This is a genomic window from Sporichthya brevicatena (assembly GCF_039525035.1).
Lineage (GTDB): Bacteria > Actinomycetota > Actinomycetes > Sporichthyales > Sporichthyaceae > Sporichthya > Sporichthya brevicatena.
In genome coordinates this window covers 105,776-115,299 of sequence record NZ_BAAAHE010000047.1, presented here as the reverse complement: position 1 = coordinate 115,299, position 9,524 = coordinate 105,776, and the positions used below count along the sequence as shown (strand labels likewise).

Annotated in this window: 8 protein-coding genes; all 8 read left to right on the top strand. The window is 71.7% G+C overall.

Going from position 1 to position 9,524, the window contains the following annotated elements:
• Positions 1-2,484: translation initiation factor IF-2 (gene infB, locus ABD401_RS22185; protein WP_344608853.1), on the top strand; the 2,484-nt coding region annotated here is incomplete at its 5' end.
• Between the two features lie 23 nt (positions 2,485-2,507).
• Complete coding sequence (locus tag ABD401_RS22180) at positions 2,508-2,801, top strand: DUF503 domain-containing protein (RefSeq protein ID WP_344608851.1); 294 nt, start codon at positions 2,508-2,510, stop codon at positions 2,799-2,801.
• Between the two features lies 1 nt (position 2,802).
• Positions 2,803-3,276 carry a 30S ribosome-binding factor RbfA gene (rbfA, locus tag ABD401_RS22175; protein ID WP_344608849.1) on the top strand — a complete coding sequence of 158 codons (474 nt, stop codon included), beginning with the start codon at positions 2,803-2,805 and terminating at the stop codon, positions 3,274-3,276.
• A gap of 138 nt (positions 3,277-3,414) precedes the next feature.
• Positions 3,415-4,260, top strand: coding sequence for a tRNA pseudouridine(55) synthase TruB (gene truB / locus ABD401_RS22170; RefSeq protein ID WP_425566229.1), 846 nt, complete (start codon positions 3,415-3,417; stop codon positions 4,258-4,260).
• A 72-nt stretch (positions 4,261-4,332) separates the two neighbouring features.
• Positions 4,333-5,262 (top strand): bifunctional riboflavin kinase/FAD synthetase, encoded by a 930-nt coding sequence (locus ABD401_RS22165; protein ID WP_344608845.1) that lies wholly within the window; start codon positions 4,333-4,335, stop codon positions 5,260-5,262.
• Positions 5,263-5,417: 155 nt separating this feature from the next.
• On the top strand, positions 5,418-5,687 hold the full coding sequence (gene rpsO, locus ABD401_RS22160; RefSeq protein ID WP_019876503.1) for a 30S ribosomal protein S15: 270 nt from the start codon (positions 5,418-5,420) through the stop codon (positions 5,685-5,687).
• A gap of 191 nt (positions 5,688-5,878) precedes the next feature.
• The gene (locus ABD401_RS22155) at positions 5,879-8,092 is read left to right on the top strand and encodes a polyribonucleotide nucleotidyltransferase (RefSeq protein ID WP_344608842.1); all 2,214 of its coding nucleotides are present in this window, start codon (positions 5,879-5,881) and stop codon (positions 8,090-8,092) included.
• Positions 8,089-9,462 (top strand): M16 family metallopeptidase, encoded by a 1,374-nt coding sequence (locus tag ABD401_RS22150; RefSeq protein ID WP_344608840.1) that lies wholly within the window; start codon positions 8,089-8,091, stop codon positions 9,460-9,462. Before ABD401_RS22155 ends, ABD401_RS22150 begins: the two co-directional genes overlap by 4 nt.
• Positions 9,463-9,524 lie beyond the last annotated feature (62 nt).

Below are 9,524 nucleotides of genomic sequence, written 5' to 3'. Positions count from 1 at the left end.
CCCGCGGCGAACACCCCGCCGTCCGCGCCCCCGGCTCCGGGCCCGCGTCCGGGTCCGGCCGCCCCGCGCCCGACCATCCGGCCGGGCAACAACCCGTTCTCCTCGGCCAGCGGCATGGCACGTCCGCCGGCCCGTAACGCTCCGCGTCCCGGCCCGACGCCGGGTGGCGTGCCGGGCGCTCCGCGTCCGCCGCAGCCCGGTCCGGGCGGTCCGCGTCCGATGGGCGCCGGCGGCCCCGGCGGCCCGCGTCCGGGCGGGCCCCGGCCCAGCCCGGGCATGATGCCCGGCCGTGCCCCCGGCACGGGCCCCGGCGGCTTCCGTGGCCCCGGTGGGGGTCCCGGCGGTCGTCCGGGCGGTCCCGGCGGTCGTCCCGGTGGCGGCGGCTTCGGCGGTCGTCCCGGCGGTGGCGGCGGCGGTTTCGCCGGTCGTCCCGGTGGCGGCGGTGGCGGCGGCGGTTTCGCCGGTCGCCCCGGTGGTCCCCCCGGTGGTGGCGGCGGCTTCGCCGGCCGTCCCGGTGGTGGTGGCGGTCGCGGTCGTGGCGGCACGGCGGGTGCGTTCGGTCGCCCCGGTGGCCGGCCGGCCAAGGGCCGCAAGTCGAAGAAGCAGCGGCGTCAAGAGTTCGACAACATGCAGGCCCCGTCGATCGGTGGCGTGCAGCTGCCGCGCGGCCAGGGCCAGACGGTCCGGCTGCCCCGCGGGTCGTCGCTGACCGACTTCGCCGAGAAGATCGGGGCGAACCCGGCGTCGCTCGTCGCCGTGATGATGCACCTCGGCGAGATGGTCACCGCGACGCAGTCCGTCGGTGACGACACGCTCGAGCTGCTCGCGCAGGAGCTCAACGTCGTCCTGGAGATCGTGTCCCCGGAGGACGAGGACCGCGAGCTGCTGGAGACGTTCGACCTCTCCTGGGGTGAGAACGAGGGCGACGAGTCGGACCTCGTCATCCGGCCGCCGGTCGTCACCGTCATGGGCCACGTCGACCACGGCAAGACGAAGCTGCTGGACGCGATCCGCAACGCGAACGTCGTCGCGGGCGAGGCCGGTGGCATCACCCAGCACATCGGTGCGTACCAGGTGCTGGCGCACGCCAGTGAGGGCGAGGACCGCGCACGGCCCATCACCTTCATCGACACCCCGGGTCACGAGGCCTTCACCTCGATGCGTGCCCGTGGTGCGCAGGTCACCGACATCGCGGTGCTGGTGGTCGCGGCCGACGACGGCGTGAAGCCGCAGACGGTCGAGGCCCTGAACCACGCCCAGGCGGCCGGTGTGCCGATCGTGGTCGCGGTCAACAAGATCGACAAGGAGGGCGCCGACCCGGCGAAGGTGCGCGGACAGCTCACCGAGTACGGGCTGGTGGCCGAGGAGTACGGCGGCGACACGATGTTCGTCGACATCTCCGCCAAGGAGCGGATCGGCATCGACGAGCTGCTCGACGCCATCACGCTGACGGCCGACGCCTCCCTGGACCTGCGGGCCAACCCGACCCAGGACGCCCAGGGTGTCGCGATCGAAGCCCACCTCGACCGTGGCCGTGGTCCGGTCGCGACCGTGCTGGTCCAGCGCGGCACGCTGCGCGCGGGCGACTCGATCGTCTGTGGCGACGCCTTCGGTCGCGTCCGCGTCATGCTCGACGAGCACGGCAACACGGTCACCGAGGCGGGGCCGGCGCGTCCGGTCCTCGTGGTCGGTCTGACCTCGGTGCCGGGCGCCGGCGACAACTTCCTCGTCGTTCCCGAGGACCGGGTCGCCCGGCAGATCGCCGAGCGGCGTGAGGCGCGCGAGCGCAACGCGCAGCTGGCCCGTTCCCGTGGTCCGCGCGTCGGGCTCGAGAACCTCAAGGAGGCCCTGGAGAAGGGTCAGCGCGACGAGCTCCTGCTCATCATCAAGGGCGACGTGTCCGGTTCGGTCGAAGCCCTCGAGGACGCGCTGTACAAGATCGAGATCCCGGACGACGAGGTGCACCTGCGCGTCATCCACCGGGGCGTCGGTGCGATCACCGAGTCGGACGTCGACCTCGCGTCGGCGTCGGGAGCGGTCATCCTCGGCTTCAACGTCCGCGCGGAGGGCAAGTCCCGCGAGGCGGCGGACCGGGCCGGCGTGGAGATCCGCTTCTACTCGATCATCTACCAAGCGATCGAGGAGATCGAGGCCTCGCTCAAGGGCATGCTCAAGCCGGAGTACGAGGAGATCCAGCTCGGCACCGCCGAGGTCCGGGCGACCTTCTCCTCGTCGAAGTTCGGCACGATCGCGGGTTGCCTCGTGCGCAGCGGCCTCATCCGCCGCGGCACGAAGGCTCGCCTCATCCGGGACGGTGCGGTCGTCGCCCCGAACCTGACGATCGACTCGCTCCGGCGCGAGAAGGACGACGCGACCGAGGTCCGCGAGGGCTTCGAGTGCGGTATCAACCTCGGGAACTTCAACGACATCAAGGTCGATGACGTGATCGAGACCTTCGAGATGCGGGAGAAGCCGCGCGTCTGAGGCACCACCACCAGTAGGACCGGATGTTCGTCGGCAGCCTCAGCGTCGATCTGCTGCTCGGCGACGTGCATTCCCTCAAGGGGAAGCGCGCCGTCGTGCGGCCGATCGTGGCCGAGATCGCGCGCAAGTTCGCGGTCTCGGCCGCTGAGGTCGGCCACCACGATCTGCACCGTCGGGCGCTGATCGGGGTGGCCGTCGTCGCGGCCGACGCCGCGCACTGCCGCGAGGTGCTCGACTCGTGCGAGCGCCTCGTGGCGAATCACCCTGAGATCGAGATTCTGAGTACACGTCAGAAGCTCTACGGAGAGGACGACTGAGATGCCGAGCCCCGGTGCGCAGGCCCGCGCGCGCAAGCTGGCGGACCGCATCAAGGTCATCGTTGCCGAGACCTTGGAGCTCAAGGTCAAGGACCCGCGCCTCGGGTTCGTCACGATCACCGACACCCGCGTGACCGGTGACTTCCGCGAGGCGACGGTCTTCTACACGGTTTATGGGACCGACGAGGAGCGCGCGGGCACGGCCGCCGCGCTGGAGAGCGCCAAGGGCGTCCTGCGTTCCGAGGTCGGCCGCCAGACGGGCGTCAAGCACACCCCGTCGCTCACCTTCGTCGCCGACGCCCTGCCCGAGACCTCGAAGTCGATCGAGGACCTGCTGGCCAAGGCCGCGGCCGCGGACGCCGAACTCCACCGCCGCGCCGAGGGCGCGCAGTACGCCGGCGACGCCGACCCGTACCGGAAGCCGCCGGAGCCGGACGCCGAGGACACCGAGGACACCGAGGACGCCGAGGGATGACGTCCCTGGGCGGCCCCTGTCAGCCCGTACCCGGGCTGACACGTACCCGGGCGGGACGTCATCCCGCGGGGGTCGGGCGTGGGTAGCGGCGGCAAGCCGGGGCTCGGCGGGCTGGTGATCGTCGACAAGCCCGCGGGGATGACCTCCCACGACGTGGTCGGGCGGATCCGCAAGCTCGCGGGCACCCGCAAGGTCGGCCACGCCGGGACGCTGGACCCGATGGCGACCGGGGTGCTGGTCGTCGGGACGGAGCGCGCGACGCGGCTGCTCGGGCACCTCGCCGGCGGGGACAAGACGTACGCGGCCACGATCCGGCTCGGCGTCGCCACCGACACCGACGACGCGATGGGGTCGCCCACGTCGACCGCCGACGCGTCCGGGGTCCCGGACGAGGCGATCGCGCAGGGTGTGGCCGCCCTGACCGGTGACATCGAGCAGGTTCCGTCGGCGATCAGCGCGATCAAGGTCGACGGCAAGCGGGCCTACAGCCGCGTGCGCGCCGGCGAGGAGGTCGAGCTCGCGGCCCGCGCGGTGCGGGTCGACCGGTTCGAGGTGCTCGCCACCCGGCGCGAGGGCGAGTACGTCGACCTCGACGTCGAGGTGGACTGCTCCACCGGCACCTACATCCGGGCGCTGGCCCGGGACCTCGGCGCCGGCCTCGGCGTCGGGGGACACCTGACGGCGCTGCGGCGCACCCGCGTCGGCCCGTTCGGGGTCGACGAGGCCCGCTCGCTCGAGGAGTTGGCCGAGGAGCTCACGCTCGTCCCGCTGAACCGCGCCGCCCGCGCGGTCTTCCCCTCGCGGGACGTCGACGCGGACGCGGCGCGCATCCTCGTCCACGGCGGCTGGCTGCCTGCGGAGCTGGCCGGCGTGCCGGGGGAGACGGGCCCGACCGCGGTCTTCGGGCCCGACGACTGGTTCTGCGGACTGGTCGAGGTCCGCAGCGGCCGGGCACGCCCCGTCGCGGTGTTCGGCGACACCTGACCGGGCCTGCGTACGATGAGCCGCGGCCAGGGCGTGGCCACGGACGGCGTCGCGAGAGACGAGGGAGATCGGGTGCAGATCTGGCACGGTCTCGGCGACCTGCCTCGTCCGTCCGGTCCGTGCGTGGTTGCGATCGGCAAGTTCGACGGCGTCCACCGCGGGCATCAGCGGGTCCTCGCCCGCGCCCGCAAGCACGCCGACGAGCGGAACCTGCCGATGTACGTCGTCACCTTCGACCCGCACCCGGCCGTCGTCCTGCGGCCCGAGGTGGCCCCGAAGATGCTCGGCACCCTCTCCGACCGCCTCGAACGCCTCGCCGCCCACGGGGCCGACGCCGTGCTCGTGGTGCCCTTCACCGCCCAGTTGGCCGCGATCACGGCCGAGCAGGCCGTCCGGGCCGTCCTCTCGGACGGGCTGAACGCGCAGGTCGTGGTCGTGGGCGCCGACTTCCGGTTCGGCTCCGGCGCCGCGGGTGACGTGTCGTTCATGCGCTCGATGGGGGAGAAGCACGGCTTCGTCGTCGACGCCGTCGACCTGCAGTCCGACGACACCGACCGGTTCTCCTCCACCCGGGTCCGCGAGCTGCTGGCGGTCGGGGACGTCGCCGGTGCCGCCCGCATCCTCGGCCGGCCGTACACGGTCACCGGCCCGGTGATCCGCGGCGAGCAGCGGGGCCGCGACCTGGGCTTTCCCACCGCGAACCTGGAGGTCCCGGACGAGCTGGCCAGTCCCCTCGACGGCGTCTACGCCGGCTGGCTGGTCGACGGCACCGAGCGGCTCCCGGCCGCGATCTCGGTCGGGGACAACCCGACGTTCGCCAACGCGTCCCACCGGGTCGAGGCCTACGTCCTGGACCGCACCGACCTGGACCTCTACGGCAAGAAGGTCTCCGTCGAGTTCGTCGCCTGGCTGCGCGACATGCTTCCGTTCGAGGGCATCGAACCGCTCAAGGAGGCCATGAAGGCCGACGTCGAGGAGACCCGGCGCATCCTCGGCGTCTGAGGTGCCTCGCCCGGTCGGCGGGGGACGATTTCGGGCACCGACACCTGCGCTGATAGCCTGACGGACGCCGTGAAACGGCCGCGGACAGACAGAGCCCGGGTGGACCTGCCCCGGCGCGCCGCGCAGCGACCCCCGACAGGAGCCCTGAGCAGTTCATGCCGCTCGACAGTGCACAGAAGAAGGCGATCCTCTCCGAGTACGCCCTGAGCCCGAACGACACGGGTTCCCCGGAGGCCCAGGTCGCGATGCTCACCAAGCGCATCAGCGACCTGACCGAGCACCTGAAGGTGCACAAGCACGACCACCACAGCCGGCGCGGCCTGCTCCTGCTCGTGGGCCGGCGTCGCCGGCTCCTGCAGTACCTGGCCAAGACCGACATCAACCGCTACCGCTCGCTCATCGAGCGGCTTGGCCTGCGTCGATAGCGCAGGCCCGGGAACAACCCAACCGTAGGAGCGGTCGGTAAGCGGACATCTCCGCCGCCGGTCCTCGGTAGTGGCCCCCGGAGCCGCGCTGAGCCTTCCAGGTTCGACGAACTCTCCGTAGGCCTCGATCGAAGACCGGTCGAGAACGTCGCGCGAACCCGGCCTCTCCTCGACCCAGAGGAGGGGAGCCCATGGAGGGCCCCGAGATCACTTTCGCCGAAGCCACCATCGACAACGGCCGCTTCGGCAAGCGCACCGTCCGGTTCGAGACCGGCCGTCTCGCCAAGCAGGCGGCCGGCTCGGCCGCCGTCTACCTCGACAGCGGCACCATGATCCTGTCCGCGACCACGGTCGCGAAGAGCCCGCGGGAGAACCTCGACTTCTTCCCGCTCACGGTGGACGTCGAGGAGCGCATGTACGCCGCGGGCCGGATTCCCGGCTCGTTCTTCCGCCGTGAGGGCCGCCCGTCCGAGGACGCGATCCTCACCTGCCGCCTGATCGACCGTCCGCTGCGCCCGAGCTTCGCCAAGGGCCTGCGCAACGAGATCCAGATCGTCGAGACCGTCCTGGCCCTGGACCCGGACGACCTCTACGACGTGGTCGCCATCAACGCGGCCTCGATGTCGACGCAGATCTCCGGCATCCCGTTCTCGGGCCCGATCGGTGGCGTCCGCGTCGCGCTGATCGAGGACCAGTGGGTCGCGTTCCCGCGGCACTCCGAGCTCGAGCGCGCCGTGTTCGACATGGTCGTCGCCGGTCGCGTCCTGGAGGACGGCGACGTCGCGATCATGATGGTCGAGGCCGAGGCTACGACCGAGACGATCGACCTGATCGCCGTCGGCGCGACCGCGCCGACCGAGGAGGTCGTCGCCGAGGGCATCGAGGCGTCGAAGGCTTTCATCAAGGTTCTGTGCGCCGCGCAGAGCGACGTGGCGACCCGTGCGGCCAAGGAGGTCGCCGAGTTCCCGATCTTCCTCGACTACGGCGACGACGTGCTGGAGGCCGTGACGGCCGCCGCCCGCGAGGAGCTCGCCGCCGCGCTGAGCATCGCCGCCAAGCAGGAGCGCGAGGCCGAGCTCGACCGCGTCAAGGCGGTCACGCTCGAGAAGCTCGTCGGCCAGTTCGAGGGTCGCGAGAAGGAGATCTCCGCGGCGTTCCGCTCGGTGACCAAGAAGGTCGTCCGCGAGCGGATCACCAAGGAGAAGATCCGCATCGACGGGCGTGGGCTGAAGGACATCCGTCAGCTCACCGCCGAGGTCGAGGTCATCCCGCGGGTGCACGGGTCGGCGCTCTTCGAGCGCGGCGAGACCCAGATCCTGGGCGTGACGACGCTGAACATGCTGCGCATGGAGCAGATGATCGACACGCTCAACCCCGAGAAGACCAAGCGCTACATGCACAACTACAACTTCCCGCCCTACTCGACCGGTGAGACCGGTCGCGTCGGGTCGCCGAAGCGCCGCGAGATCGGCCACGGCGCGCTGGCGGAGCGGGCCCTGCTGCCCGTGCTGCCGAAGCGTGAGGAGTTCCCCTACGCGATCCGTCAGGTGTCCGAGGCCCTGGGCTCGAACGGCTCGACCTCGATGGGTTCGGTCTGCGCGTCGACGCTGTCGCTGCTCAACGCCGGCTGCCCGCTCAAGGCGCCGGTCGCGGGTATCGCCATGGGTCTGGTCTTCGAGGGCGGCGAGTACACCACGCTCACCGACATCCTCGGCGCCGAGGACGCGTACGGCGACATGGACTTCAAGGTCGCCGGCACCAAGGACTTCGTGACGGCTCTTCAGCTCGACACGAAGCTCGACGGCATCCCGGCCTCGGTCCTCGCCGGTGCGCTGACCCAGGCCCGCGAGGCCCGGCTGCACATCCTCGACGTGATGAACGAGGCGATCGACCGCCCCGACGAGATGAGCGACTTCGCGCCGCGCATCATCACGATCAAGATCCCGGTCGACAAGATCGGCGAGGTGATCGGGCCGAAGGGCAAGATCATCAACCAGATCCAGGCCGACACCGGCGCGGACATCAGCATCGAGGACGACGGCACCATCTACGTCGGCGCCACCAACGGCCCGGCGGCGGAGGCGGCGCGCAACCAGATCAACGCCATCGCCAACCCGACGATGCCCGAGGTCGGCGAGCGCTACCTCGGCACGGTCGTGAAGACGACGACGTTCGGCGCCTTCGTCTCGCTCGTCCCCGGCCGCGACGGGCTGCTGCACATCTCGCAGCTCCGCAAGCTGTCCGGTGGCAAGCGCGTCGAGAACGTCGACGACGTGCTCGCCGTCGGCACCAAGCTGCTCGTCGAGATCGCGGAGATCGACCAGCGGGGCAAGCTCTCGCTGGTGCCGGTCATCGAGGGCGAGGAAGGGGAGTCGTCCGACGACTCCGCCGGCGACGCCGAGTGACATCTCGTTCCACACGGCAGGAGTGGTTTCCGGCTGCGGAGCAGCGCCCCGGGTCGACCCGGACGCTGCTCCCGGCCGGGAGCTCGGGCGGCTCGGTGACGGGGGCGGTGCGACGCACCGTGCTCCCCGGGGGCCTGCGGATCCTGACCGAGGAGATGCCGGGCGCGCGGTCCGCGTCGTTCGGCATCTGGGTGGGCGTCGGTTCGCGGGACGAGTCCCGCAGCCTGGCCGGCGCCACCCACTTCCTGGAGCACCTGCTGTTCAAGGGCACACCCCGGCGCGACGCGCTCGCGATCTCGGCGGCGCTCGACGCCGTCGGCGGCGAGCTGAACGCGTTCACCGCCAAGGAGTACACCTGCTACTACGCGCGGGTGCTCGACCGCGACCTGCCGCTGGCGATCGACGTCGTCGCGGACATGGTCACCTCCTCGCTGATCGCGAAGGCCGACGTCGACGGCGAACGCGACGTGATCCTCGAGGAGATCGCGATGCACGCCGACGACCCGACCGACGCCGTCCACGACGAGTTCGCGGTCGCGCTGCTCGGTGACGCGCCCCTCGGGCGGCCGATCCTCGGCACGGTCGCGTCCATCACCGGGATGAGCCGCACCGCCGTCGCCGGTCACTACCGGCGTCGGTACACCGCGCCGAACCTCGTCGTCACCGCCGCCGGCAACGTCTCGCACGCCGAGGTCGTGAAGCTGACCAAGGCCGCGTTCAAGGCGGCCGGCGCCCTCGGGGACCCGGACGACGTTCCTGCGCCCGCGCGCATCGGCGGCAAGCCGCTCAAGGTCGCCGGCGGGGTCCGCCTGCTGCCGCGGCCCACGGAGCAGGCCAACGTCCTGCTCGGCGGGCCGGGCCTCGCCCGCACCGACGACCGCCGCTACGCCCTCGACGTCCTGAACACCGCGCTGGGCGGCGGCATGAGCTCACGCCTGTTCCAGGAGGTCCGCGAGAAGCGGGGCATGGCGTACTCGGTGTACAGCTACGCCGCGCACTACGCCGACGTCGGCATGTTCGGCGTCTACGCCGGCTGCCTGCCGAAGAAGGTCGGGCAGGTGCTCGACGTCTGCCGGGCCGAGCTCGCCGACGTCGCCGCCCACGGCATCACCGCCGAGGAGCTCGACCGCGCTCGCGGCCAGCTCAAGGGCAACTTCGTCCTCGGCATGGAGGACACCGGCTCCCGCATGGGTCGCCTCGGCAAGAGCGAACTGGTCTACGGCGAGCTGCTCTCGGTCGACGAGGTTCTCGACCGGGTCGACGCCGTCACCCTCGACGACGTCGCCGCCCTCGCCGTCGATCTCCTCGGCGGCCCCGAGACCCTCGCCGTCATCGGCCCCTTCGACGACGCCTCCGCCTTCGCCGCCTGACCCCTGTTCTGCGGGATGACGTCCCGCAGGGGTGGGGTGTCGGCCCGTGGACGGGCTGACAG